Source organism: Kitasatospora sp. NPDC048662 (assembly GCF_055587065.1).
In genome coordinates, this window is the sequence record NZ_JBVJHA010000008.1 from 1 (window position 1) to 25448 (window position 25448).

A 25448-nucleotide genomic window follows, 5' to 3' on the forward strand; every position below is an offset into this window, starting at 1 on the left:
GGTTACATTCCGAACCCGGAAGCTAAGCCTCACAGCGCCGATGGTACTGCAGGGGGGACCCTGTGGGAGAGTAGGACGCCGCCGAACAATTCTTCTGGAAAGGGCTCCAGCCATTTGGCTGGGGCCCTTTCTGCATTTCCGGGAGCCGGTGCCGAACGAGTCCGGTCTGTGATCGGTGGGCTGTTGCCCGGGCCGGGGTTGGGGACAGACTGCCCGTCGGAGATTGGTCCAGACCATCGGCGGGCGGGAGGGCTTCGGGGGAATGGGCGCGGACGGGTGGGGTTCGCCTGCAGGGGTTCGGCGGGCGGGGCAGCACGGGGTGGTGCTGGGGGCTGCTGCGGTGACGGTGCTGGTGGCGGTGTTGACCGCGCTGACGGCGCTGACGGGGAGTTCGGTGGCGCAGGGGATGCGGCACCGCTTGGCGGCGGATCCGCGGTTCTCGGTGTCGGTGTCGGGGCGGTATGCCGAGGGCGGGGACGCGGCGGCGGATGCGCCGCTGCGGGCGGCGTTGCACCGGGCGTTGCCGGGGATGCCGGCGGAGATCGAAGAGGCGTGGCACGGGACGATGCCGTTGCGGACGCCGTTGCCGAGGGTGGCGGTGGCGGAGGCGTCGTCGCCGGGGTTGGCGGTGGCGCCGGTGGCGGTGGCGGAACCGCAGCGGGTGGCGGAGTTGGCACAGGGGGCCTGGCCGACGGGGCTTGAGCAGGTGGCGGTGTCGGAGGCGGCGGCGCGTTGGCTGGGGGTGGCGACAGGAGCGAAGCTGCCGTTGACCTTGCCGGCCGGCGGGACGTTGTCGGTGACGGTGAGCGGGGTGTAGCGGGAGCTGCCGGGGGCGGAGCGGCTGTGGCGGGCGTGGCGGACGGCGTCCTCGGTGGAGTCGCGGGAGGCGTTGGTGCTGGGGTCGCAGGAGTTGCTGCGGACGCATCCGTTGCTGCACGACCAGGTGGACGTGCAGTGGACGGCGGTGCCGCAGCCGGGGCAGGTGCGGCCGGAGGGGTTGGGGCTGCTGCGGGATCGGGTGGAGCGGCTGACCGGAGGTGATACGAACCAGGCGGTGTTTCGGGGCGCGGAGCCGTCGCTGAAGGGGTTGCGGGCGTCGAGCGATCTGTTGGCGGCCTTGAACGATCTGCGGTCGCCGATGATGGTGGCGCGGTCGGGGATGCTGGTGCCGGTGACGATGCTGGCAGTGCTGTCGGCGGTGACGATGGTGCTGACGGCACGTCAACTGGCTGATGTCCGGCGGGCGGAGCTGCTGCTGCAGTTGGCGCGCGGTGCGGGTCGGGCCCGGTTGTTGGGCGGTGCGGCGGTGGAGTGGGTGCTGTGCACGGTGCCGGCGGCGCTGCTGGGGGTGTGGGCGGCGGGGCCGTTGCTGCGGCTGCTGGATCGGCTGGGGCTGCCGGTGGACGGCGCGGCCGCGGAGGCGACGGGCGCGGCGGCGTGGGCGGTTGCCGGGGTGGCGCTGCTGCTGCACGGGTGTGCGGCGTTGCTGCCAGTGCTGTGGACGGCGGACGGCGGCGAACGGGAGACGCCGTCGCGCAGTGCGCGGCGGGCGGTGGCGCAGCGGGCCGGGGCGGACCTGGTGCCGGCCGCGGTGGCGGTGCTGGCGTATCTGCAACTGCGGCAGTACGAGGGGCTGTTGAGCCCGGCGTCGAGTGCGGTGGGGTTCGATCCGGTGCTGGTGGCGGCGCCGGTGGTGATGACGGTGGCGGCGGCGTTGCTGCTGCTCAGGTTGCTGCCGCCGCTCGGGCGGGCGTTGGAGGCGTTGGCGCGGCGGGGGCGGGGTCTGGTGGCTCCGCTCAGTGGTTGGCAGGTGAGCCGGGGCCGGTCGGGTCAGGCGGCGCCGGTGCTGTTGATGGCGTTGGCGTTGGCGGTGGGGGCGTTGACGACGACGGCGATCGCGGGGGAGGGGCCGAGCGACCGGGATCGGGCGGCGTTCGAGCTGGGGGCGGATCTGCGGGTGACGGGTGGGGAGTTGCCGGCGGGGGCGCGGCAGGCGGCGCTGTCGGCGGTGCCGGGGGTGGCGGCGGTGACGCCGGTGGCTTCGGTGGCGGGCCAGGTGCAGGGGGCGCAGGTCTCGGTGCTGGCCCTGGACACGGCGGCGGTGCAGCCGGTGGCGACGTCGGAGCGGATGGTACCGGGGGCTTGGACGCATGCGGTTCCGGCGGTCCGGTCGGATCTCGAACAGGGCGCGCTGGCCCATCAGTTGGCGCGGCTCAGGGACGAGGTGCCGGTGCACGGGATGCCGTTGGAGGGGCGTCCGTCGGAGTTGAAGGTGCGGGTGGCGGTGTCGGCGGCGGACCGGGTGGGCCGGTGTGGCTGGTGGCGCAGGTGGAGGACGCGAGCGGCCTGGTGGCGTTAGGTGCGGGCGGAGCTGACGGCGGACGGGGTGGCGCGGTCGGTGTCGCTGCCGTTGGCGTTGGGGGCGTTGCACTATCCGCTTCAGGTGACGCAGTTGGGGCTGCGGAGTGCGACGCGGGGTTTTCCGCGGGCGACGTTCCGGTGGACGGTGTCGGGGATCGAGGGGGCGAGTGTGCCGTCCGGCGCGAGCTGGGTGAACGTGACGCGCGGGGACGTCCGGGTGGCGGGCCTGGGGTGCCCTGGCGTGTCGGATCAGGGGGAGCGGCGGGTCGAGGCTGGGGTCTGCGAGGTGTCGAAGGCGGAGGGTGGCGGTTTGCTGTCGGCGGTGGTGCGCGGGCGGATCCGGCGCAGGGGGAGGCGACGGACGGGGTGTCGTTCGCGCTGGTGCCGCCGGGGACGCCGAAGCGGGTGCAGGGGATGCCGGTGGCGGGGTATTTGGTGCCGGCGCTGGTGAACGAGGCGTTCGCGCGCAAGGTCCGGTTCGGGGTCGGTGGCGAGTTGCGGCTGATGGATGGTCCGGTGGATCTGTTCGGGCTGCGGATCGTCGGGGTGCTGCCGGATCTGCCGGGTGGTGGGGATCGTGACAAGGCGCAGGTGCTGGTGGATCTGCCGGCGCTGTCGGCGGCGCGGTCGGGGCTGGGGCTGCCGCCGGTGACGGACGGGGCGTGGCTGCTGGCGGCGCGGTCGAGGGCGGGGGCGGAGCAGGCGGAGCGGGTGATCGCGGCGGATCCGCGGCTGGGCCGGGTGGAGAGTGTCCGGTCGCGGGCGGCGGCGTTGGCGGCGGATCCGTTCCGGTCGGGTCGGCGCAGTGCGCTGGTGCTGTCCTTGGTGTTGTCGCCGGCGTTCGCGGTGGCGGGGTTCACGGTGCACGCGGTGGGTTCGGCGCGGTCGCGGCGGCGGGAGTTCGCGGTGTTGCGGGCGATCGGGGTGCGGCGCCGGCAGTTGGCGGGGGTGCTGCGGCTGGAGCAGTTGGTGGTGGTGGGTTTCTCGGTGCTGCTGGGCGGGGCGCTGGGCATCGCGCTGGCGGCGGTGGTGCTGCCGCTGATCGTGGTCGACGGGACCGGCCGGGCGGTGTTCCCGTCGTTGGAGTTGACGGTGGGCTGGGGCTGGACGGCGGCGGTGGTGCTGGCGACCGGCCTGGGGGTCGGCACGGTGGTGCTGGTGCTGTCGCGGATGTTGGCGCGGGTGGATCTGGCGCGTGAGCTGCGGGCGGGGGAGAGCGGATGAGGGGCCTCGGTGGGTTCGGGGGGTGGCGTCCGGCGCTGCGGGAGGCCCGGACGGGGTGGCCGGTGCTGGTGGTGCCGGCGGCGCTGTCGGTGGTGCTGACGGTGGCGTCGTTGCTGTGGCCGCCGGTGTTCGACGCTCTGGCAACGAAGGAGTTGCAGCGCCGGCTGGCGGTGGCGCAGGTGGACGGGCCGTTGGTGATGGCGCGGGCGTCGCTGAATGCGCCGCGGAACTTTTCCGGTCAGTCCACGGCGCCGCGGTTCGGCTCGTTGGACAGTGACCTGACGCGGGTCGGGGAGGGCCTGCGGCAGGGCGCGTCGGGGGAGTTGGCGCACACCCTGGTGCGGGTGTCGGGCTGGGCGCAGAGCGACGGCATGCAGCTGTCGGGGGCGGGTGTGGCGAGGCCGCACGGCAATCCCGGGTCGGTGTCGCTGGCGTACGCGCAGGACGCGGCGGACCGGGTGCGCTGGACCGCGGGCCGGGCGCCGGGCCGGCCGGACGGGGCGAAGGAGGCCCCGATCGAACTGGGGCTGTCGCGCCGGGGGTTGGACCAGTTCGGGCTGACGGTCGGTCAGCGGGTGTGGCTGGAGGGGCAGACCGGGGCCACCGAGGCGGTGGTGGTCGGGGAGTTCGAGCCGCTCGACGGCGCGGACGATCTGTGGCGTGAACTCCCTTTGTTGAGCGCACCGTTGGACGCGGCGGAGCCGAACGGGTACATCCGGTACGGGCAGGCGCTGGTGGCTCCGGCGGGGCTGGAGGCGCTGGAGGCGCGGGGGTCGTTGTCGGTGTCGGCGACCTGGGCGTTCCGGTCGGAGCAGCAGCCCTGGGGGACCGGTGGCACGGCTGCGGGTGTGCGTGAACTGGCGTCCGGGGCAAAGGGGTTCAGCAGGTCGGCGGTGGACCGGGTGTGTGGGGGGATCGTCTCGGACGCGCTGCCGTGCCCGGCGGGGGTGCGGACGGTGTCGCCGCCGCAGGTGCACGAGCGGCTGTCGGTGCTGGTGGACCGGTTCGCGGAGCAGCGGGCCCGGACGGTGTCCTTGCAGTCGTTCGCGCTGGCGGGGCTGTTGGCGATCGGGGTGTCCACGGCGGTGGCGGCCCGGCTGGGGGCGCGGCGCCGGGAGGCGGCGCTGACGCTCCAGCGGGCGCGCGGGGCGGGTGAGATCGCACTGGCGGCGCTGCGGACCATGGAGGCCGTTCCGGCGGTTCTGGTGGGGGTGCCGGCGGGTTGGCTGGCGTCCCGGTGGTCGGCGGGGGAGCGGCCGCTCGGCGCCTGGTGGCCGGCGCTGGTGGCGGCGGTGCTGGTGGCGGGCGCGCCCGCGGTGGCGGTGTGGTGGCAGGGCCGGGCGGTGCGCCGGGCGGGCCGGGAGCCGGTGCGGCGGCGGGGCGTGAAGCGGGTGCTCGGCCGGTCGGCGCGGCCGGTGGTGGAGGGCGCGGTGCTGGTGCTGGCGGCGGCGGGCGTGCTGCAGCTGCGGTTGCGCGGCGCGGTGTCGGCGGCGACCGATCCGGATCCTCAACTGGCTTTGGTTCCTGTGGTGTTGGGTCTGGCAGCGGTGGTCGTGGTGCTGCGGGTGTACCCGGTGCCGCTGCGGCTGCTGACCGGCTGGGCGCGGCGGGGGCGCGGCACGGTCGCGCTGGTCGGGCTGTCGCAGGCCGGGCGGCGTTCCGCGGCGGCGGCGACGGCCCTGCTGGTGCTGGTGCCCGCGCTGGCCTGCGCGGTGTTCGGCGCGCTGGTGTCCGGGACGGTCCGGCAGGGCCGGGTGGAGGCCGCCGAGTGGCGTACCGGCGGGGACGCGGTGGTCCTCGGGCCGTCGCAACGGCCGTTGCCGCTGGAGGAGTTGGCGAAGGTGCCGGGGGTCGGCGGGGTGCTGCCGGTGCGCGGCGGGGTGGCCACGCTGACCGCGGACGAGGACGGCGCGGTGGTCAAGGGCGTGGGGCTGGTCGGGGTCGACCAGTCGGTGCTGGCGGCGCTGGAGCCGGGCTCCCCGGTGGCGTCGGCGCTGTCCGGCCCGGGCCTGTCCGCGCCGCTCGCGGCGGGTGCGGAACTGCCCGCGCTGGCCGACGCGAGGACCGCGGCGCGGTTCCCGGAGGGGTCGTTCGACGCGGATGCCGGGGCGACCAGGTTCCGGGTCCGGATCGTCGGCGTGCTGCCCGCCGGGGCGGACCGGGACCGGGCGATCGGCCCGGTGGTGGGTGACGTCGCGACCGGTCCGCTGCTGGTGTTCGGCGGGCCCGCCGCGGACCGCCTGCCCCGGCAGACCGGGCAGCGCAACGCGGCGGTGCTGTTCGCCGAGCCCGGCCGGGCCGGCTCGGTGGCCGGTGCGCGGCGGATCGACGGGACTCGGCTGCGCGCCGTGGTGGCGGCCTCGGCGGCGACCGGGGGCGCGGGCGGCGCAAGGGCGGCCGGTGGTGCGGTGCTGCGTGGGGCGCCGGTGGAAGTCCGCGATCTGGCAGGGCAGTTGAGGGAGTCGGCGGACGACGGGCTGGTGTCGGCGTTGGAGCTGGCGTTCCGGGTGGCGGCGGCGGTCGGCCTGCTGCTCGGGCTGGCGGCGGTGGTCCTGGAGCTGTTGCTCGGCTCGGCGGAGCGTGGCCGGGTGCTCGCGTACCTGCGGACGCTGGGCCTGGGGGCGAGGGCCGCGGCGGGAGTCCAACTGGTGCAGTTGCTCCCGGTGATGGCGGCGGCGGTGATCGGGGGGACAGTGCTCGGGCTGGGCCTGCCGTGGTTGCTGGGACCTGCGTTGGAGCTGCGGGCGTTCACCTCCGGGCCGGGGGCGCCGGTGCTCGCTCCGGACTGGGCAAGCATCGTTGTGGCGGCGGTGGGGCTGCTGGTGCTGGTGCCGTGCGCGGCGGCGCTGGAGGGGGTGACGGGGCGGCGGCGGGTGCCCCAGCTGCTTCGCCTCGGTGAAGGGGCGCAGTGAACGGTTGGGCGGACAGGGCAACGGCGTCGTGCGTCGTCGGCGTACGGCCCCGTCGTGCGTGGCCGCGCGGTTCCCCGCGCCCTGGCGGGGCGCGGAACCGGGGTGCAGCAAGTGGGGTACGGAGAAGGAGTGTCAGTGGCGCACGGTACGTTCGTCGTGGCGATGTGTCCTGATTGCGTGTGAGGTGTCCGTTGCAGCTGGCGCAGGTGGAGGGGGTCCTGGAGCGGATCACGTACGCCAATGAGGACACGGGGTACACGGTGGCGCGGGTGGACACCGGGCGTGGGGCGAACGATCTGCTGACGGTGGTGGGGGCGCTGCTCGGGGCGCAGGTGGGGGAGAGCCTGCGGTTGTTCGGGCGGTGGGGGTCGCATCCGCAGTACGGGCGGCAGTTCACGGTGGAGAACTACACGACGGTGCTGCCGGCCACCGTGCAGGGCATTCAGCGGTACCTGGGTTCGGGGTTGATCAAGGGGATCGGGCCGCGGTTCGCGGAGCGGATCGTGGAGCGCTTCGGGGTGGAGACCCTGGAGGTGATCGAGAACGAGCCGAAGCGGCTGATCGAGGTGCCGGGTCTGGGGCCGAAGCGGACGAAGATGATCGCCAAGGCGTGGGAGGAGCAGAAGTCCATCAAGGAGGTGATGGTCTTCCTGCAGAGCGTCGGGGTGTCGACCTCGCTGGCGGTGCGGATCTACAAGCAGTACGCGGACGCGTCGATCGGGGTGGTGAAGAACCAGCCGTACCGGCTGGCGGCGGACGTGTGGGGCATCGGGTTCCTGACGGCGGACCGGATCGCGCAGGCGGTGGGCATTCCGCACGATTCGCCGGAGCGGGTGAAGGCGGGCCTGCAGTACGCGTTGTCGCAGTCGACCGACCAGGGGCACTGCTATCTGCCGGAGGAGCGGCTGATCGCGGACGGGGTGAAGCTGCTGCAGGTGGACGTCGGACTGGTGATCGACTGCCTGGCGGAGCTGGTCGCGGCGGAAGGCGTGGTGCGGGAGCGGCTGCCGGGCGGGGACGGGCTGGAGATCACGGCGGTGTACCTGGTGCCGTTCCACCGGGCGGAGATCTCGCTGGCGGGTCAGCTGTTGCGGCTGCTGCGGGCCGAGGAGGACCGGTTGCCGTGGTTCCGGGGGGTGGACTGGCCGGCCGCGCTGGGCTGGCTGGCGAAGCGGACGGGCGCCGAACTCGCCCCGGAGCAGGAGCAGTCGGTGCGTCTGGCGCTGACCGAGAAGGTCGCGGTGCTGACCGGCGGCCCGGGCTGCGGCAAGTCGTTCACGGTGAAGTCGATCGTCCAGCTGGCGTTGGCGAAGCGGGCGAAGGTGGTGCTGGCGGCGCCGACCGGGCGGGCGGCGAAGCGGCTGGCGGAGCTGACCGGCGCGGAGGCGTCCACCGTGCACCGGCTGCTGGAGCTGAAGCCGGGCGGGGACGCCGCGTACGACCGGGACCGGCCGTTGGACGCCGACCTGGTGGTGGTGGACGAGGCGTCGATGCTGGACCTGATCCTGGCGAACAAGCTGGTCAAGGCGGTCGCGCCGGGCGCGCACCTGCTGTTCGTGGGGGACGTGGACCAGCTGCCGTCGGTGGGTGCGGGCGAGGTGCTGCGGGATCTGCTGTCCTCGGGTAGCCCGATTCCGTCGGTGCGGCTGACCCGGATCTTCCGGCAGGCGCAGCAGTCGGGTGTGGTGGTGAACGCGCACCGGATCAACGAGGGCCTGCCGCCGCTGACCGATGGCCTGCCGGACTTCTTCCTGTTCGCGGAGGACGACGCGGAGCGCGCGGCGGGCCTGACGGTGGACGTGGTGGCCCGCCGTATCCCGCAGCGCTTCGGCCTGGACCCGCGGCGCGACGTCCAGGTGCTGGCGCCGATGCACCGCGGCCCCGCGGGGGCGGGCGCGCTGAACACGCTGCTCCAGTCGGCGGTGACGCCGGCCCGCGAGGGCCTGCCCGAACGCCGTTTCGGCGGGCGGACGTTCCGGGTCGGCGACAAGGTGACGCAGATCCGCAACAACTACGACAAGGGCCGCAGCGGCGTCTTCAACGGCACAGTGGGCGTCGTGACCTCACTCAGCGTGGACGACCAGCGACTGACGGTGATGACCGACGAGGACGAGGAGGTGCCGTACGACTTCGACGAGCTCGACGAGTTGGCGCACGCGTACGCGGTGACGATCCACCGTTCGCAGGGCAGCGAATATCCGGCGGTGGTGATTCCCGTCACGACCTCGGCGTGGACGATGCTTCAGCGCAACCTGTTGTACACGGCGGTGACGCGGGCGAAGAAGCTGGTGGTCCTGGTGGGGTCGCGGAAGGCGATCGGGCAGGCGGTGCGGGCGGTGAGCGCCGGGCGGCGGCACTCCGCGCTGGACCACAGATTGGCCTCGGGGCGCGGTTCAGGGGGTACGGTACGGTCAGAGGTTGTCTTGACGTGAAGAGATTTACAGCGGAACCTGGTCTGGTGCCGATCTTGTCCGGTTCACACCGGCTGCGGCAGCAGAGTTTGTAGGCCCTGGTCCTTTCCGGGGCCACCCCCGGTGCGCGGCCGTCCTTCGGGTGAGGGATCGTTGAGACAGTCAGGGCAGTCGGATGAGGATCAAATTTCGTCGGTGAGGAAGACGTGAGCGACAAATCGGTAGTACTGCGGTACCAGGACGGCGAGTACGAGTACCCCGTCGTCGAGAGCACTGCGGGCAACGCCGGCTTCGACATCTCGAAGCTGCTTCCGCAGACCGGCCTGGTCACCCTGGACAACGGTTTCGGCAACACCGCCGCCAACAAGTCCGCGATCACTTTCATTGACGGTGACGCCGGCATCCTGCGCTACCGCGGCTACCCGATCGAGCAGCTGGCCGGCGAGGCCAACTTCATCGAGACCGCCTACCTGCTGATCAACGGCGAGCTGCCGAACGCGGACCAGCTGGCGGCGTTCAACAACGAGATCACCCAGCACACCCTGCTGCACGAGGACGTCAAGCGCTTCTTCCAGGGCTTCCCGCGGGACGCGCACCCGATGGCGATGCTGTCCTCGGTGGTCGGCGCGCTCTCCACCTTCTACCCGGAGAGCCACAACCCGTTCGACGCCGCCCAGCGCCACCTGTCGACGGTGCGCCTGCTGGCGAAGCTGCCGACGATCGCGGCGTACGCGTACAAGAAGGCGGTGGGCCAGCCCTTCGTCTACCCGCGCAACGACCTCGGCTACGTCGAGAACTTCCTGCGGATGACCTTCGCCGTCCCGGCCGAGGACTACGAGCTGAACCCGGTCGTGGTCAACGCGCTGGACAAGCTGCTCATCCTGCACGCCGACCACGAGCAGAACTGCTCCACCTCGACGGTGCGCCTGGTCGGCTCCTCGCACGCCAACCTGTTCGCCTCGATCTCGGCGGGCATCTCGGCGCTCTGGGGTCCGCTGCACGGCGGCGCCAACCAGGCCGTGCTGGAGATGCTGGAGCAGATCAAGAACGACGGCGGCGACGTCGACGCCTTCATCCGCAAGGTGAAGAACCGCGAGGACGGCGTCAAGCTGATGGGCTTCGGCCACCGCGTCTACAAGGCGTTCGACCCGCGCGCCGCGCAGGTCAAGGTGCTCGCCCATGAGGTGCTGTCCCAGCTCGGCAAGTCCGACGAGCTGCTGGACATCGCCCTCAAGCTGGAGGAGCACGCGCTCAAGGACGACTTCTTCGTCTCGCGCCGCCTGTACCCGAACGTGGACTTCTACACGGGCCTGATCTACCGCGCGATGGGCTTCCCGACCAGCATGTTCACCGTGCTGTTCGCGCTCGGCCGGCTGCCCGGCTGGATCGCCCACTGGCACGAGATGATCAAGGACCCGACCAGCCGGATCGGCCGCCCGCGGCAGATCTACACCGGCGTCGAGATCCGCGACTACGTGCCGCTCGACGCCCGCTGAGCGAGCCGCAGCCGCAACGAAGGGGCCCGGCCCCCTGCCACCCGATGAGGGAGGCGGGGGCCGGGCCCTTCTTCATGTCTTCATGGCTGTGATGGTTGGGGCGCACGGCGCCCGGGACGATCCCGGGGTGGGGAACGGCCGCTCAAAGCAATCCCCGGGCTCCCGGATCCGGCCCGGCGCCGTGCGCGAGGGCCGTCGACGAATCGACGACCGTCCGGGGCCCGCCGGAGCCCCGCTCTACAAAAGGTAAGACGTAACAGGGGGCGCAGAGTTACGCCAGGGGGGTGTGAGTTGCCTCTCTCCACTCTCCGTGTGCATCCGCGCACCCGGACGGCGGAGCGCATATCACACCGCACGGCGAGCGCGCGGCGTCACCCACCCCGCAGACACCGCAACCCAGCGTGATAGGAATCGTGGCAATCCGGTACGGACCGCCTGCCATCCGCGGAGCGGTGAACGGTCAGGGAGGGAGTGCGCCATGGCCAGGAACGTTGTTGTCACCGGTGGAGGCACCGGCATCGGCCTTGAGGTGGCCCGGCGCTTCGCCGAGGCCGGGGAGCGGGTGGTGATCGTCGGCCGCCGCCCCGGCGTCCTGGACCACGCCACCGCGGAACTCGGCCCCAACGTCACCCCGTTGGTGTGCGACCTGGCCGATCCGGACGCCGTGGAGGCCGCCCTGGCCGAGCTGCCCGCCCGGATCGACGTGCTGGTCAACAACGCCGGCAGCCGGGAGACGGTGTTCGGCGCCGGCCCGCACGCCGTACTGGCCCGCTGGCGCGGCGACTTCGAGCGCAACGTGCTCACCGCCGTGCTGCTCACCGAGTCCGTCCGCGACCGGCTCACCCCCGGCTCCGGCCGGGTCGTCACCATCTCCTCGATCGCCGCACTGCGCGGCGCCGGCTCCTACGGGGCGGCGAAGGCCTCGCTGCACGCCTGGAACAACTTCCTGGCCGCCCAGCTCGGCCCGTCCGGGATCACCGCCAACATCGTGGCGCCCGGCACGGTGGCGGGCACCGAGTTCTTCGGGCCGCGCCTGGACGAGGCGGAGGTCGCCCGCCGCTCGGCGCGCACCCTGCTCGGGCGGATCGGCGAGTCCGGGGAGGTCGCCGCCGCCGTGTGCTTCCTCGCCTCCGAGGAGGCCGGGTTCATCACCGGCGAGATCCTGCACTGCAACGGCGGTGAACTGCTCGGCCGTTGACCGGGCGGCCGGTGTCCGTTCAGGCCGGTGTCCGTTCAGGCCGGTCGGAAGTTGCGCAGGCGCAGGCTGTTGGTGACCACGAAGACCGAGGAGAAGGCCATGGCGGCGCCCGCGATCATGGGGTTGAGCAGGCCGGTGGCGGCCAGTGGCAGGGCGGCGACGTTGTAGGCGAAGGCCCAGAACAGGTTGCCCTTGATGGTGGCCAGGGTGCGTCGGGACAGTCGGATGGCGTCGGCGGCGGAGCGGAGGTCGCCGCGGACCAGGGTGAGGTCGGCGGCCTCGATGGCGGCGTCGGTGCCGGTGCCGATGGCCAGGCCGAGGTCGGCCTGGGCGAGGGCGGCCGCGTCGTTGACGCCGTCGCCGACCATGGCGACGGTGCGGCCTTCGGCCTGCAGTCGCTGGATGGTGGTGACCTTGTCCTCGGGCAGTACTTCGGCGATCACGTCCTCGGTGGGGATGCCGACCTCGGCCGCCACCGACTCGGCGACCAGCCGGTTGTCACCGGTCAGCAGTACCGGGCGCAGGCCCAGGGCCCGCAGCTCGGCGATCGCCTCCGCGCTGGTCGGCTTCACGGCGTCCGCCACCTCCAGCACGGCCCGCGCCGCACCGTCCCAGGCGACGGTGACGGCGGTCCGGCCGGCCCGTTCGGCGGCGGCCCGGGCGGAGGCGAGGGCAGGCGGCAGGGGCGTGTCGGCGAGCAGTGCGGCGCGTCCGGCCAGCACCTGATGGCCTTCGACCATGCCCTGCACGCCCAGCCCGGGCAGGTTCTCGAAGCTCTCGACGGGTTTCAGCTCGCCGAACTTCTCCTGTGCGGCGGTGGCGACGGCCTGGGCGATCGGGTGTTCGGAGGCGTGCTCCAGCGCGCCGGCCAGCCGCAGTGCCTCGTCCTCGGTGGTGCCCTCGGTGGTGTGGACGCCGACCAGGGTCATCCTGCCGGTGGTCACGGTGCCGGTCTTGTCGAGGACGATGGTGTCGACCTTGCGGGTGTTCTCCAGAACCTCGGGGCCCTTGATCAGGATGCCGAGCTGGGCGCCGCGACCGGTGCCGACCATCAGGGCAGTCGGGGTGGCCAGACCCAGGGCGCAGGGGCAGGCGATGATCAGCACCGCGACGGCGGCGGTGAACGCCTCGGTGGGGCTGTCGGTGACCAGCAGCCACCCGACCAGGGTGGCGAGGGCGATCAGGATGACGGCGGGCACGAAGACGGCGGAGATCCGGTCGGCGAGGCGCTGCGCGGCGGCCTTGCCGTTCTGCGCGTCCTCGACCAGCTTGGCCATTCGCGCGAGTTGGGTGTCCGCGCCGACCCGGGTGGCTTCGATCACCAGCCGTCCGCCGGCGTTGACGGTCGCGCCGGTGACGGGGTCGCCGACGGCGACCTCGACCGGCACCGACTCGCCGGTCAGCATCGAGGCGTCCACGGCGGAGCTGCCCTCGATCACGGTGCCGTCGGTGGCGATTTTCTCGCCGGGACGGACCACGAACCGGTCGCCGACCGCGAGTTGGCCGATTGGGACACGGCTCTCGCGGCCGCCGCGCAGCACCGCCACGTCCTTGGCGCCGAGGTCGAGCAGGGCGTGCAGGGCGGCGCCGGCGCGGCGCTTGGAGCGGGCCTCCAGCCAGCGGCCGAGCAGGATCAGGGTGGTGACGGCGGCGGCGGTCTCCAGGTACAGGGTGGAGGAGGCGCCGGTGCGGTCAACGGTGAAGGCGAAGGAGTGCCGCATGCCGGGCATCCCGGCGTGCCCCCAGAACAGCGCCCACACCGACCAGCCGAAGGCGGCCAGGGTGCCGAGCGAGACCAGGGTGTCCATGGTCGCGGCGCCGTGCTTGGCGTTGGTCCAGGCGGCGCGGTGGAACGGCCAGCCGCCGTACACCACGACGGGGCCGGTGAGGGCGAAGGACAGCCACTGCCAGTTGTCGAACTGCAGGGCCGGGACCATCGAGAGCAGCACCACCGGGAGGCTGAGCACGGCGCTGATCAGCAGCCGCTCGCGCAGGGGGTCGGGCTCCGGCGCGGGTGCTTCCGGTTCGGGCTCGGGGGGCGCCGGGAGTTCGGCGGTGTAGCCGGTCTTCTCCACGGTGGCGATCAGCTCGGCGACGCTGGTGCCGGGGCCGAAGTCCACCCGGGCCTTCCCGGTCGCGAAGTTGACGCCCGCCTCGACGCCGTCCATGCGGTTGAGCTTCTTCTCGATCCGGGCGGCGCAGGACGCGCAGGTCATGCCGCCGATCGCCAGTTCGACGCGTTCCCTGGGTCCGGACGGGGCGGCGGGATCGGTGGTGGTGCTCATCGGCTCGTTCCTTCTCGGCGGGGGCGGCCGGAACTGCTCGGCCGCCCCCGTGGTGGCTCAGGCGGCCCGGCCGACCAGCTCGTAGCCGGCCTCGTCCACGGCGGCGGCGATCTGCTCGTCGCCGATCGGGGACTCGGCGGTCACGGTGACGGTACCGGCCTTGGCGTCGGAGGAGACCGCGGTGACACCCGGAAGGGCGGAGACCTCGCCGTTGATCGCCTTCTCGCAGTGGCCGCAGCTCATGCCGCTGACGGTGTAGGTGACGGTGCTGGACATGGAGACCTCCGGGACGCTCGCGCTTGTACCGATAGGAACAGCATACCCCCTAGGGGTATTCCCTCCAGGGGTGACCGGTGTTTTCTCCGGTCGGAGCAACCGGCGGCCCGACCCCGAGCCTAGTCCGCGCCCGTCGCCCGTCCGCCACGGCGGGCGGCCCGTCGCCGCCTGCTGCTCCGAACGGCCGGGCCGCCCTCCGATACCCGCTCGGCCGAACAGGGCGGGGCGAGTACGCGTCCGATATGTTCGGGAATGTGCCCCTTCGACGCCGGGATCGCACGGCGGCCACCGGGAGCGGCGACCCGTCGCCCGCCCGCCGCCACAGCGCGCTGCTCGCCGCCGACCCGCAGGACATCTCCGTCCTGCGCCGGGCCATGCCCGCACTGCTGGCCATCGGCGTGGTGGCCGTGGCCGACATCCTGGCCGGGTCGAGCACCTACCTCGCGCCGCTGATGGTCGTGGTGCCGTCCATCGCCACGCTCACCCTCAAACCGCGCGAGCTGATCGCGGTCTGCCTGCTCGGCCTGCTGGTGATGTTCGGCCTCAACCACTACTACGACAGGGTCACCGCGCCGGCCGACAGCCGCTTCCTGTTCGGCGCGACGATCAGCTACCTCGCGCTCAGCGCGTTCAGCGCCTTCGTCGCCGAACTGCGGATGCGACGAGCCGAGGCCTTCACGGCCGTCAGCTCGGTCGCGGAGGCCGCCCAACGGGCGCTGCTGAGCCAGCCCGAACCGGTCGTCGGGCCGCTGCGGCTCGCCGTGCGCTACGTCTCCGCCGCCGACGCCGCACGGATCGGCGGCGACCTGTACTCCGTCCTGGACACCCCGTACGGCACCCGGGTGCTGGTCGGCGACGTCCGCGGCAAGGGCCTCGGCGCGGTGCAGACCGCGGCCGTGGTGCTCGGCGCGTTCCGCGAGGCCGCCTACGACGAGACCGAACTGCCCGTGGTGGCCGGCCGGATCGAGGCCAGCATGCACCGGCACGTCGCCGACGGGGAGTTCACCACCGCGCTGTTCGCCGAGTTCGGCGCCACCGGCCGGATCGAACTGCTGCACCTCGGACACGTCCCGCCGATCCGGGTCGGCGCCGACGGCCGCGCCGAGGTACTGGAGGCCACCGACCCGTGGCTGCCACTCGGCCTCGGCGACCTCGCGGCGGCCGGCGCGCCCTGCCCCACCACCGTCGCCTTCGGCCCGCAGGACGTCCTGGTGCTGTGCACCGACGGCGTGGTCGAGGCCAAGGGCCGCCGCTCCGGCACCTTCTACCCGCTGGCCGAACGCGTCGGCCCGCTGGTCAAGGACGGCTGGCGCTCCCTGGCCGACCTGGAGACCGCCGTCGCCCGCATCTACTCCGACCTACTGGCGCACACCGGCGGCGAACTCGCCGACGACGCGCTGCTGCTGCTGATCACCCGGCCGGGCCCGGCCGGGTGATCACTTGGCCTCGCCGTAGCAGTCGACCACCGCGGTGCTGAGCGGAAAGCGCACCGGGGTGTCGCCGAAGACCAGGGCCGCGGCCTCGTCGGCGGCCGCGGCGACCTCGGCGGCCACCGCGTCGGCCAGATCGGCCGGGGTGTGCACCACCACCTCGTCGTGCTGGAAGAACACCAGGTGCGGGCGGTCCGGGCCGTTGCGCAGCGCGGTCAGCCGGCGGCGCAGCGCCGCGAGCAGGGCCAGCGCCCAGTCGGCGCCGCTGCCCTGGATGACGAAGTTGCGGGTGAAACGGCCCCGGGCGCGGGCCGAACGGCCGGCCGCCTCGCCGGCCTCCGGGGCCTCGGTGAGGTCCAGCCAGTCCGCCGAGGGCGGCGGGCAGACCCGGCCCAGCCGGGAGGAGACCACGCCGCCGTCCTCGCCGGTGCGGGCCGCGGCCTCCACATAGCCCATCGCGACCGGATAGCGGCGGCGCAGCGTGTTCAGCAGCGGGCCGATGCCGCCGCCGGTCTGGCCGTACATCGCGCCCAGCAGACCCAGCTTGGCCTTCTCCCGGTCGCCCTGGAAGGCGCTGGCGGCGAGCGCCGCGTACAGGTCGCCGCCGGCGGCGGTACGGGCCAGGCCGCGGTCGCCGGACATCGCGGCCAGCACCCGCGGCTCCAGCTGCGCGGCGTCCGCGACCACCAGCAGCCAGCCCGGGTCGGCGACCACGGCGCGGCGCATGGTGCGCGGGATCTGCAGCGCGCCGCCGCCCCGGGACGCCCAGCGGCCGGTGACCACGCCGCCCACCACGTACTCGGGGCGGAACCGGCCGCCGCGCGCCCACGTCGCCTGCCAGGCCCAGCCGTGCGCGGTGTGCAGCCGCGACAGCTCCTTGTAGCGGATCATCAGGGCGGCCGCCGGGTGGTCGATCGCCTTCAGCTCCCACGAGCGGGTGGAGGACAGGTGGATGCCGCGGTCGGCGAACGCCTTGATCACCTTGGTGTGCGAGTCCAGGTTGAACGGCTTGACGCCGAGCGCCTGCTGGACCTCCACGGCGAGCTCGGACAGCTTCGCGGGCAGCGTGCCCGGCAGGGTCGGGCGCGGGCCGAGCAGCTCGGTCAGCAGCGCGTCGTGCACGTCGGCACGCCACGGCAGTCCGTCGTACGCCATCTCGCAGGCCAGCAGCGCCCCCGCCGACTCGGCCGCCACCAGCAGCCGGAACCGGGACCGGGCCGCCGGATCGGCGATCGCCGCGAGTCGCCGCAGCTGCTCCGCGTGGACGGCCACCGTGGCCTCCAACGGATCGGTGCCGGGCGGCAGTTGGAGCCGGTCCGGCGCGAACAGGCCGTCGTCGTCCGGCAGCAGGCCCTCCGGCAGATCGGCCGGCACCGGCAGCCCGCGCAGCCGCGCCCAGGCCGCGCCCAGCGAACGCGGCGCGCCGAGCCGCCCCTCCTGGCCGAGCAGCAGCGTCTCCGTCAGCCGCAGGTCGTGGCAGCGCGCCACCCGGTCCGGCAGCTCGGCCAGCAGCGGGCCGTACGCGGTGTCGGCCGTCGGCCACACCCAGCGCGGCGCGTGCTCGGCCTCCACCGCCGCCACCGCCTCGGCCAGCCGCGGCACCCGCTCGGCCGGGCCGAGCGGGGAGCCGTCCTCGGCCAGCGGGCGCAGCCGGCCGCCCGGGCCGTGCGGGTCGGGCACCAGGGCGTAACGCACGGGGCGGCTCCTTCCGGGTAGCGGTACGGGGGCGTGCGGGTGGACCTGTTGACGGTAGCCGGTACCGGTGACAGCCGCCGCGAGGACGGCAGGTGGGGGATTCGGTGTTCCGCCCGGGCCCGGCGCCCCGTAGGGTCGGCGAACATGAGCGACAATCCCTTCTTCTCGCCCAGCACCCTGGTGTTCGAGCTTCCGCCCTTCGCCGAGATCCGGGAAGAGCACTACCGTCCGGCGTTCGAGCGGGGCATGGCCGACCAGCTCGCCGAGGTCGCCGCGATCGTCGCCGACCCGGAGCCGCCGACCTTCGACAACACCGTGGTGGCGCTGGAGCGTTCCGGCGCGGTGCTGCGCCGGGTGAGCGTGGTGTTCGAGAACCAGGACTCCTCCGACACCACCCCCGGAGTCCAGGAACTCGACGCCGAGATCAGCCCCCGGCTGGCCGCGCACTCCGACGCGATCCACCTCGACGCGGCGCTGTTCGCCCGCCTCGACACCCTCCACCGCACCCGCCACGAACTCGGCCTGGACGCCGAGTCGTTGCGCCTGCTGGAGCGCCGCCACACCGCCTTCGTCCGGGCCGGCGCCCGCCTCGACGAGGCCGGCCAGCAGCGGCTGCGCGAGATCAACACCCAACTCGCGGCCGACGCCGCCGCGTTCCGCAAGAACACCCACGAGGCCTCGCTGGCCGGCGCGATCGTGGTGGACAGCGCCGACGCCCTCGACGGGCTGCCCGACACCGCGATCGCCGCCGCCGCCGAGAACGCCCGCGCGCTCGGCCACGACGGCCACTGGGTGCTCAGCCTGAAGAACTTCTCCAACCAGACCGAACTCGCCCAGCTCACGGACCGCGCGCTGCGCGAGCGCCTGCTCACCGCCTCGCTGCGGCGCGGCCTGGACACCAACGGCCCGCTGGCCGCCCGGATGGCCGCGCTGCGCGCCGAACGCGCCGCGCTGCTCGGCCACGCCAGCCACGCCGCGTACGTGGTCGCCGACGAGACCGCCGGCACCGTCGAGGCGGTCGGCGCGATGCTCGGCCGACTGGTCGGGCCCGCCGTGGCCAACGCGCAGCGCGAGGCCGCCGAGCTGGCGGCCGCCGCGGCCGCCGACGGCGTCACCGAACTCGCCGCGCACGACTGGGCGTTCTACGCCGAGAAGGTGCGCGCCGAGCGCTACGACGTGGACACCGCGGCACTGCGCCCGTACTTCGAACTGGAGCGGGTGCTGCGCGACGGCGTGTTCTTCGCGGCCAACCTGGCTTACGGCCTGCGGTTCACCGAGCGGCCGGAACTGACGGCCTACCACCCCGACGCCCGGGTCTTCGAGGTGACCGACGCGGACGGCTCCGCGCTGGGCCTGTTCATCGGCGACTTCTTCGCCCGGGAGTCCAAGCGCGGCGGCGCGTGGATGAACGAACTGGTCTCGCAGTCCCGCCTGCTGGGCGGCAAGCCGGTGGTGGTCAACAACCTCAACATCGCGCACCCGGCGGCCGGGGAACCGGCGCTGCTCAGCTGGGACGAGGTGCGGACGCTGTTCCACGAGTTCGGGCACGCGCTGCACGGCCTGTTCTCCGATGTGACGTACCCGCTGTTCGCGGGCACCGAGGTGCCGCGGGACTTCGTGGAGTTCCCGTCCCAGGTCAACGAGATGTGGATGGTCTGGCCCGAGGTGCTGGCCAACTACGCCCGGCACCACGTCACCGGCGAGCCGCTGCCCGCCGAGGTGGTCGAGCGGATGCTGGCCGCCGAGAACTACGGGCAGGGCTTCCGCACCGTCGAGTACCTGGCGGCGGCGCTGCTCGACTGGGCGTGGCACTCGCTGCCCGCCGGGACGGTCGTCGAGGACGCGGAGGCGTTCGAGGTGCGGGCTCTCGCCGATGCCGGCGTGGGGATGGCGACGGTGCCGCCGCGGTACCGGACCGGGTACTTCAACCACGTGTTCTCGAACGGGTACAGCGCCGGGTACTACGCGTACATCTGGTCCGAGGTGCTGGACGCCGAGACGGTGGAGTGGTTCCGGGAGGGCGGGCGCGCGGTGCGGGAGAGCGGGGAGCTGTTCCGGGCCGAGCTGCTGTCGCGGGGCGGGAGCCGGGACGCGATGGAGTGTGTGCGGGCGGTGCTGGGGCGGGATGCGTCGATCGAGCCGCTGCTGGTTCGGCGCGGGCTGAAGTAGCCGGGCCGCAGGGCGTGCGGGTTCGTCGCGTGCGCCCTCGGTCCTGCTCGCGCAGTTCGCACCCTCGCTTCGCCGGGGGACCCCCGCGCCCCGGTCGGGGCGCGGGGGTCCTGTGACGTCTATTCGGTGAAGACGGGGCCGTAGCCGGGGGCCGGGTTGCCGGTGGGGGTGAGGGCGCAGTAGCCGCCGGTGCCCCGGCACCAATACCACATGGTCCAGGCGGCGGCGAAGCCGTTCATCGCGGTGACCTGGCGGCGGATCAGTTCGGCGTTGCCGGGGGTGGCGGCGCTGGGCGGGCCCCACTCGCCGACCAGGACGGGGAGGTGGTGGGCGCGGGGGTAGGCGGTGATGGCGTCGGTGTAGGCGTCGATGAAGCCGCCGGCCGGGTCCCAGTCCCGGCCGGCTTCGACGGCGGTGTCGTAGAAGTGCGGGGCGTAGCCGATCCGGTCGGCGCCGGGGCGGGGGTCGGTGAAGGCGGGGAGCCTGGTGGGGACGCCCTGGCCGACCAGGACGGTGGGTTCGACGAACAGCCAGGCGTCGCGGTCGGCCTGACGGACCGCCGTGATCAGGCGGCGGTACATGGCGGGGAGCCGGCCCTGTTCGAGGGCGGCGGCGGAGGCGGCGAGGACGGCCGGGTCGGTGGGGTCGCCGTCCACCGGGCCGAACGGCTCGTTGAACAGGTCGTAGCCCAGCAGGGCGCGGTGGCCGCGCAGTTCGCGGGCGACGGTGGTGTACAGGTCGGCCTGGGCGCGTTGCAGGTCGCGGTCGTCGTAGAGGTGGCGGAAGGCGGCCTGGACGGACGGCTGGAAGTAGCCGGCGAACCAGTCGTTCGGGTCGGGCGTGAACGGCAGGCCGTCGTCGCGGGTGGCCCAGCTGGGCGCGCCGCCCTTTCCGCCGCCGAAGTACTGCCCGTAGACGTCCTGGTGGAAGTCGACGACGGCGTACAGGTGGTACTTCTCGGCCCAGTCCAGGATGCGGTGCAGGCGGGCGAGCTGGGCCCGGTCGTAGCGGCCGGGGGCGGGTTCGAGGCGGGCCCAGGAGACGGCGACGCGGATCAGCCGGAAGCCGTGCGAGGCGAGGTCGCGCAGGTCGGCCTCGGTGGTCTCGTCGTACTTGTCGAGGTTGAAGCCACGCAGGTCGAGGACGCGGCCGTGCCGGTCGGTGAAGGCGGTGCGGCCGTCGGGGAGGGTGGTGGCGGAGACCTTGCGGGCGTCGAACCGGTCGGCGCGGTCGGCGGGCGGGCCGGCCGAGACGGTGCCGAGGACGGCGGCGGCGGTGAGCAGCAGGGCGGCGGCGGAGCGGCGGACGCGCACGGGGCACCTCGCGGCGGGGTGGGGGAGGGAGTGCGCCGATCCTGCCGGAGCCGTCCCCGCCGCACAAGAGGTGAGACCCGCTCATGTTTGACGGGCGGTCAGGCCTCCGGGGCGACGATCATCGGCGGCAGGTCGGCGGCGGCGGAGAGCCGGCCCCACAGCAGGTCGGCCAGTGCCTGCACCATCCGGGCGCGCGGGCAGGGGCGGGTCTCCAGCCACCAGTCGCCGGCCGCCAGCACCATGCCGGTGATCGAGCGGCCCCAGGTCTCGGAGAGCAGCGGCCCGTCCTGCCCGAGGTCGATCTGCTGCTGGATGGCCCGGGTGATCTCCTCGGCGATCTGCCGCAGCGCCGGCGCCAGCGCGTTGCCCGCGCCGGTGGGGTCGCCGGGCTCGGGGTGGGTGAGCAGCCGGTACACCTGCGGGCGGGCCTCGATCGCGGCCAGGTAGATGTCCAGCACGTGCTCGACCCGGTCGCGGCGCTCCAGCGGCTCGTTGAGGGCGGCCCGGACGGCGGCCAGCAGTCCGGCCGTGTGACGTGCCGTCAGTGCGCCGATCAGGCCGTTCCGGTCGCCGAAGTGCCGGTACAGGATGGGCTTCGTGATGCCCGCCTCGGCGGCGATCGCGTTCATGCTGGCGCTCGGGCCCTCGCGCTGGACGACCCGGTCGGCGGCGTTGAGCAGTTGTTCGCGGCGGGGTTCGCTGGTCATGCGCTGCTCCTCGTGCGTGCAGGGCGGCCCGGGACGGGCGTTGACACCGGTTACCTATCGGTAGCAGACTCGCCACCATGTTACCGGAGGTAACAGCGCAGTGGCGCGGACGCTCCGGCCCGCATCCCCGTCTCATGGAGGCCGACCATGACCACCTTCTCGCTCGACCCCGGGCCGGACCAGATCGCCGTCCGCGACTGGCTGCACGGCTTCGCCGCCGACGTCATCCGTCCGGCCGCCGCCGAGTGGGACGAGCGCGAGGAGACCCCCTGGCCGATCATCCAGGAGGCCGCCAAGATCGGCATCTACTCGCTCGACTTCTACGCCCAGCAGTTCTTCGACCCGTCCGGCGTCGGCATCCCGATCGCCATGGAGGAACTGTTCTGGGGCGACGCCGGCATCGGCCTGGCCATCACCGGCACCACCCTGGCCGCCGTCGCCGTGCTCGCCAACGGCACCGACGAGCAGATCGGCACCTGGGCGCCGCAGATGTTCGGCACCCCCGAGGACGTCAAGGTCGCCGCGTTCTGCTCCTCCGAGCCCGACGCCGGCTCCGACGTCTCCGCGCTGCGCACCCGCGCCGTCTACGACCAGGCCAAGGACGAGTGGGTGATCAACGGCACCAAGACCTGGGCCACCAACGGCGGCATCGCCCACGTCCACGTGGTGGTCGCCACCGTCGACCCCGAGCTCGGCGCGCGCGGCCAGGCGTCCTTCCTGATCCCGCCCGGCACCAAGGGCCTGAGCCAGGGCCAGAAGTTCAAGAAGCACGGCATCCGCGCCTCGCACACCGCCGAGGTCGTCCTCGACGACGTACGGATCCCCGGCCACTGCCTGCTCGGCGGCAAGGAGAAGCTGGACGCCCGCCTCGCCCGGGCCCGCGAGGGCAGCAAGGGCGGCGGCAAGAACGCCGCGATGGCCACCTTCGAGGCCTCCCGCCCGGCCGTCGGCGCGCAGGCCATCGGCATCGCCCGGGCCGCGTACGAGGTCGCCCTCGACTACGCCAGGACCCGGGTCCAGTTCGGCAAGCCGATCATCGAGAACCAGGGCGTCGCCTTCCAGCTGGCCGACATGAAGACCCGGATCGACGCGGCCCGGCTGCTGGTCTGGCGGGCCTCCTGGATGGCCGTCAACAACCAGCCGTTCACCAACGCCGAAGGCTCGATGTCCAAGCTGTACGCCGGCGAGACGGCCAAGTTCGTCACCGCGCAGGCCATGCAGATCCTCGGCGGCAACGGCTTCACCCGCGAATACCCGGTCGAGCGGATGCACCGCGACAGCGCCATCTACACCGTCTTCGAGGGCACCAGCGAGATCCAGCGCCTGGTCATCGCCCGGGCCATCTCCGGCGCGCCGATCCGCTGACGGGCCACCCGCCGGCCCGGGTGTGGTCCCGCTGCACCACGCGGGACCACCGCGATGATCACGTTCTTCGGCTCCACGCCGTCGCTGATTCGGCAGGCCCGGGCGGTCTCGACGGCGGGGGCGGACATGCTGCTCCTCCGAATGGGCCGGACTCGCGGTGTGGCGATCGGACCATCGGAAATCGGGCGGCACCGGCGGGCCGCTGTGCGCCGATCAGAAACTCGGCTCGCGGCGCTCCAGGAACGCCGCCAGGCCCTCACGGACGTCCGGCGCCGTGCGGGAAGCGCGCTCCCAGGGCTCCAGGGCGGCCGCCGCGTCCGCCGGGGCGACGGCCAGCGCCGCCTTCACCGCGCCGATCGTCTGCGGCGAACGATGGGTCAGCAGGCGGGCGAACTCCCGCGCCCGGGAGTCGAGTTCGCCGGCCGGGACGACCTCGTCCAGCAGGCCGAAGAGCTCCGCGCGGGCGGCCGGGACGAGCGTGCCGGAGAACAGCAGGTACTTGGCCCGGGCCGGGCCGACCAGCGCGGCCAGCCGCAGCGTCGGCACCGCCGGGTACACCACGCCCAGCTTGGCCGGGGTGATGCCGAGCCGGGCGTCCTCGGCGGCGAACCGCAGGTCGCAGGCGACCGCCAGCTGGCAGCCGCCGCCCACGCAGGCGCCCCGGATCACCGCCAGCGTCGGGCGCGGGAAGGCCGCCAGCGCCTCCTCGGCCGCCACGTTCAACGCGTGGTAGGCGTCCGCGGCGGCCGGATCGGCGTACACCTCGGCGAGTTCGGCGATGTCCGCACCGGCCGAGAAGGTGCCCTCCGCGCCGGTCAGAAGCAGCGCCCGCACGTCGGTGCGGGTACCCAGCTCGGCCAGCAGGCCCGGCAGCGCCCGCCACATGGCGCCGGTCACCGCGTTGCGGCGCTCCGGCCGGTCCAGCAGCACCGTCGCCACCCGGTCCGCGCCCACCCAGCAGCGCAGGCCCGCCACCTCGGTCGGCAACTCGGTGTCCCCGGGGCCGGGGCGGTCGAGCGGATCGGTGCTCGCGGACATCACGGCCTCCGGGACGCTGGGGAAGGGGCGGGCGTCAGCCTTCCACAGCGCGCCGGGTGCGGGCCATGTGATCCGGATCAAGCCGCCTGGCGGGCCGCCCGCCACTCCGGCGCCAGCATCGACCAGATCTCCAGGTCCAGGCGCTCGCCGCGGTGCTCGGTGTACTTGCGCAGCGTCCCGTCCAGGGTCATGCCCAGGCGCTGGGCGGTCGCCCGGCTGCGCGGGTTCACCGTGGAGTTCCACCACTCGGCGCGGTACAGGCCGCGCTCCAGCAGCGCGTAGTCCAGCAGGTGCCGGACCGCCTCGGTGACCAGCCCGCGGCCCCGGCCGGCCGGCTCCGACCACACGCCGATCTCGCACACCCCGCCCTTGGCGTCGAAGTGGACGAACATCGTCCCGCCGACCAGGGTGCCGTCGAGCCAGATCCCGTAGATCCGGCCGGTGTCGCCGGCCTGCTTGTCGGCGTACCGCTGCAGGGTCGCGCGGGCCGACGCCAGGTCGGTGCTGGAGGCGGCCCACGGGATGAACGGGTCGACGGTGGCCCGGGCGCGGTCCATGTGCGCCAGGAACTCCTCGGCCTGCCACGGCTCCAGCGGGCGGAGCTCGGCGTTCTCGGCGAGTGCGACGGTGTACATGGGCGGCCCCTCCGGTGTTCCGACATACATAACAAACGTTTGGTAGGTACCCTAGCGCGATGACACCACCCGCTCGCGGAGACCATGAAGCCCGCCGCCGGGACGTCTCCGAGGCGGTCTGGCGGGTACTCGCCGCCCGCGGCTTCGGCGGACTCACCCTGCGCGCCGTGGCCGCCGAACTCGGCGCCTCCACCGGGCTGCTCACCCACTACTTCCCCAACAAGCGGGCCCTGGTCGCACACGCACTGGACGTCCTCGACCGGCAGTCCGCCGAACGCCACCGCCCCGCCACCGCCGAAGCCGCCACCGCCCGCGGCCTGACCGTGCTGCGCGCCGCCCTGCTCGACATCCTGCCGCTGGACGGCGCGGGCGCGGCCGGCAACCGGATCTGGGTCGGCTCCTGGGACGTCGCGCTCACCGACCCCGAACTGACCGCCGAACACGCTGAGCGCTACCGCCGCAGCCGGCGGCGGATGACCGAGCTGTGCGCCGAGGCCCAGGAACGGGGCGAACTCCCCACCGACCGGCCGGCCGCGGACCTTGCCGCGCTGGCCCAGTCCTTCGCGCTCGGACTGGTGGTGCAGGCGCTGTTCGCGCCCGCCGAATTCCCGCCGGAGCGCCAACGCGCGCTGCTGGACGGGTTCCTGGCCGGCCTGGTGGCGGGGGAGGGGCCGGGCCCGGCCGGGGGCTGACCGGGGGCCGGGCAGGGACTGGCGGGGGACTGGTGGGGCAGACCGGGACTGGCCGGCGCGGGGTGGGGACTGGCGGAGGTCGGCCTGGGCCGACCGGGGGCCGACCGGACTGGCCGGGGCGGGGGTGGGGCTCCTCGACGGGTCGCCGGAGTGTGGTGTGCCCCCAGCAGGATTCGAACCTGCGACCTACCGCTTAGAAGGCGGGTGCTCTATCCGCTGAGCTATGGGGGCCGGGTGTGAC

18 protein-coding genes, 1 tRNA gene and 1 rRNA gene are annotated in these 25448 nt (G+C 73.6%); 12 read left to right on the top strand and 8 right to left on the bottom strand.

The genetic code is table 11. The features are described 5' to 3' along the window. The 8 genes from rrf to ACZ6R9_RS22005 form a co-directional block, all read left to right on the top strand. Positions 1-87, top strand: a 5S ribosomal RNA gene (rrf, locus tag ACZ6R9_RS21970); the annotation flags it as partial. 253 nt (positions 88-340) lie between these two features. Continuing rightward, positions 341-817, top strand: coding sequence for a hypothetical protein (locus ACZ6R9_RS21975; protein WP_465539775.1), 477 nt, complete (start codon positions 341-343; stop codon positions 815-817). Between the two features lie 126 nt (positions 818-943). Further along, on the top strand, positions 944-2359 hold the full coding sequence (locus ACZ6R9_RS21980; protein WP_465539777.1) for a hypothetical protein: 1416 nt from the start codon (positions 944-946) through the stop codon (positions 2357-2359). A gap of 368 nt (positions 2360-2727) precedes the next feature. Beyond that, positions 2728-3585, top strand: coding sequence for an ABC transporter permease (locus ACZ6R9_RS21985; protein ID WP_465539779.1), 858 nt, complete (start codon positions 2728-2730; stop codon positions 3583-3585). Continuing rightward, positions 3582-6497 carry a thioesterase domain-containing protein gene (locus ACZ6R9_RS21990; protein WP_465539781.1) on the top strand — a complete coding sequence of 972 codons (2916 nt, stop codon included), beginning with the start codon at positions 3582-3584 and terminating at the stop codon, positions 6495-6497. Before ACZ6R9_RS21985 ends, ACZ6R9_RS21990 begins: the two co-directional genes overlap by 4 nt. Before the next feature lie 191 nt (positions 6498-6688). After that, positions 6689-8929, top strand: a complete 2241-nt coding sequence (gene recD2, locus ACZ6R9_RS21995; protein WP_465539783.1) for an SF1B family DNA helicase RecD2 — start codon at positions 6689-6691, stop codon at positions 8927-8929. Positions 8930-9114: 185 nt separating this feature from the next. Continuing rightward, complete coding sequence (locus tag ACZ6R9_RS22000; RefSeq protein ID WP_380485626.1) at positions 9115-10404, top strand: citrate synthase; 1290 nt, start codon at positions 9115-9117, stop codon at positions 10402-10404. Positions 10405-10882: 478 nt separating this feature from the next. Beyond that, positions 10883-11602, top strand: coding sequence for an SDR family NAD(P)-dependent oxidoreductase (locus ACZ6R9_RS22005; protein ID WP_465539785.1), 720 nt, complete (start codon positions 10883-10885; stop codon positions 11600-11602). 35 nt (positions 11603-11637) lie between these two features. On the opposite strand, the gene ACZ6R9_RS22010 is transcribed toward ACZ6R9_RS22005, so the two are convergent. Together ACZ6R9_RS22010 and ACZ6R9_RS22015 are read right to left on the bottom strand one after the other, a co-directional pair. Further along, positions 11638-13887: a heavy metal translocating P-type ATPase gene (locus ACZ6R9_RS22010; RefSeq protein ID WP_465539787.1), complete on the bottom strand. Its 2250-nt coding sequence runs from the start codon at positions 13885-13887 to the stop codon at positions 11638-11640. A 57-nt stretch (positions 13888-13944) separates the two neighbouring features. Next, a complete protein-coding gene (locus ACZ6R9_RS22015; RefSeq protein ID WP_380485620.1) occupies positions 13945-14163 on the bottom strand; it encodes a heavy-metal-associated domain-containing protein in 219 nt (72 codons plus the stop codon). A 254-nt stretch (positions 14164-14417) separates the two neighbouring features. Here ACZ6R9_RS22015 and ACZ6R9_RS22020 point away from each other — a divergent pair, with 254 nt between their 5' ends. Next, positions 14418-15599, top strand: a complete 1182-nt coding sequence (locus ACZ6R9_RS22020; RefSeq protein WP_465539789.1) for a PP2C family protein-serine/threonine phosphatase — start codon at positions 14418-14420, stop codon at positions 15597-15599. Here ACZ6R9_RS22020 and ACZ6R9_RS22025 read toward each other — a convergent pair whose 3' ends face one another. Continuing rightward, positions 15600-17288, bottom strand: a complete 1689-nt coding sequence (locus ACZ6R9_RS22025) for a bifunctional 3'-5' exonuclease/DNA polymerase (RefSeq protein ID WP_380485617.1) — start codon at positions 17286-17288, stop codon at positions 15600-15602. A 144-nt stretch (positions 17289-17432) separates the two neighbouring features. Here ACZ6R9_RS22025 and ACZ6R9_RS22030 point away from each other — a divergent pair, with 144 nt between their 5' ends. After that, a complete protein-coding gene (locus ACZ6R9_RS22030) occupies positions 17433-19457 on the top strand; it encodes a M3 family metallopeptidase (protein WP_465539791.1) in 2025 nt (674 codons plus the stop codon). Positions 19458-19576: 119 nt separating this feature from the next. Here the strand turns inward: ACZ6R9_RS22030 and ACZ6R9_RS22035 are convergent, their stop codons facing one another. Together ACZ6R9_RS22035 and ACZ6R9_RS22040 are read right to left on the bottom strand one after the other, a co-directional pair. Further along, the gene (locus ACZ6R9_RS22035) at positions 19577-20770 is read right to left on the bottom strand and encodes a glycoside hydrolase family 5 protein (RefSeq protein WP_465539793.1); all 1194 of its coding nucleotides are present in this window, start codon (positions 20768-20770) and stop codon (positions 19577-19579) included. A gap of 98 nt (positions 20771-20868) precedes the next feature. After that, positions 20869-21477 (bottom strand): TetR/AcrR family transcriptional regulator, encoded by a 609-nt coding sequence (locus tag ACZ6R9_RS22040; RefSeq protein WP_380485611.1) that lies wholly within the window; start codon positions 21475-21477, stop codon positions 20869-20871. Between the two features lie 147 nt (positions 21478-21624). Between ACZ6R9_RS22040 and ACZ6R9_RS22045 the strand changes: the two genes are divergently transcribed. Next, the gene (locus ACZ6R9_RS22045) at positions 21625-22842 is read left to right on the top strand and encodes an acyl-CoA dehydrogenase family protein (protein ID WP_380485609.1); all 1218 of its coding nucleotides are present in this window, start codon (positions 21625-21627) and stop codon (positions 22840-22842) included. Positions 22843-23055: 213 nt separating this feature from the next. On the opposite strand, the gene ACZ6R9_RS22050 is transcribed toward ACZ6R9_RS22045, so the two are convergent. Both ACZ6R9_RS22050 and ACZ6R9_RS22055 read right to left on the bottom strand, forming a co-directional pair. Then, positions 23056-23880 (bottom strand): enoyl-CoA hydratase/isomerase family protein, encoded by an 825-nt coding sequence (locus tag ACZ6R9_RS22050; protein WP_465539795.1) that lies wholly within the window; start codon positions 23878-23880, stop codon positions 23056-23058. A gap of 77 nt (positions 23881-23957) precedes the next feature. Continuing rightward, positions 23958-24515 carry a GNAT family N-acetyltransferase gene (locus ACZ6R9_RS22055; protein WP_465539797.1) on the bottom strand — a complete coding sequence of 186 codons (558 nt, stop codon included), beginning with the start codon at positions 24513-24515 and terminating at the stop codon, positions 23958-23960. A 59-nt stretch (positions 24516-24574) separates the two neighbouring features. Between ACZ6R9_RS22055 and ACZ6R9_RS22060 the strand changes: the two genes are divergently transcribed. Beyond that, complete coding sequence (locus tag ACZ6R9_RS22060; protein ID WP_380485603.1) at positions 24575-25207, top strand: TetR/AcrR family transcriptional regulator; 633 nt, start codon at positions 24575-24577, stop codon at positions 25205-25207. 158 nt (positions 25208-25365) lie between these two features. On the opposite strand, the gene ACZ6R9_RS22065 is transcribed toward ACZ6R9_RS22060, so the two are convergent. Then, positions 25366-25438, bottom strand: a tRNA-Arg gene (locus tag ACZ6R9_RS22065). Positions 25439-25448: the final 10 nt, after the last annotated feature.